Here is a 696-nt window from a genome sequence, read left to right as displayed (position 1 = left end):
CGCAAACGCTCATTTTCCTGTTCCAGCCGTTTGTTTTCCCGTTGAATTTTTTCTTCAGGTGTCAGTTCTTCTTCGGTTTTGCGTTTCCCTCGGTTGTCTTTTAAGGCCTCTTCTCCGCCTTCTTGATACTTTTTCACCCATTGATACACCTGTTGGTAGGAGACTTGATGAATCTCCATTGATCTGGCGTAGTCCTTTCCATGAGCTAGACAATCCTTCGCAATCTCAATCCGTTCTTCCAATGAAACGTTCTTCCGTTTGGTCATCAAACGATTCCTTCCTCTCCCGCTGTCTTTTAACGTTTTATGACCATTATAAAGCTCAACCCACTTCATGAGTACGGATTTACTGGAAATCTTATATTTTCTCGAGATTTCTCTTTGAGAGTAGCGTCCGGATAAGAAGTCTTTCACGGCATTGTATTTTAATTCTGCGGGATAGAACTTATGGCGCTTTGAACGTTCCAAACTCTCCACACCCGCCATATCATGCGATGTTCTCCATTCACGAATCGTTTCGGCATGAATGCCATATTTTTCTGCGATCTCCTTCACCGAATTATTGCCCTGATCACATTCTGATAGAATATTCAATTTTTCTTCTTTTGAAAACCATTTTCCAGCCATGAAAAAACTCCCCCAAGGCAAACAGATTTTTTTATTTCATCTGTCTACCTTTAGGGGAGCATATCAGAAT

At 41.4% G+C, this 696-nt stretch carries 1 protein-coding gene; it reads right to left on the bottom strand.

Annotated elements, in window-relative coordinates; all coding sequences use genetic code 11:
• Positions 1–626: helix-turn-helix domain-containing protein (locus V7126_RS03695; RefSeq protein WP_335496753.1), on the bottom strand; the 626-nt coding region annotated here is incomplete at its 3' end.
• Positions 627–696 lie beyond the last annotated feature (70 nt).

Origin of the sequence: Bacillus sp. JJ675, from assembly GCF_036963165.1 — a bacterium.
Taxonomy (GTDB): Bacteria; Bacillota; Bacilli; order Bacillales; family Bacillaceae; genus Bacillus; species Bacillus glycinifermentans.
Note: the sequence above shows the minus strand (reverse complement) of the source record. Positions and strands in the feature narration are given on the sequence as shown.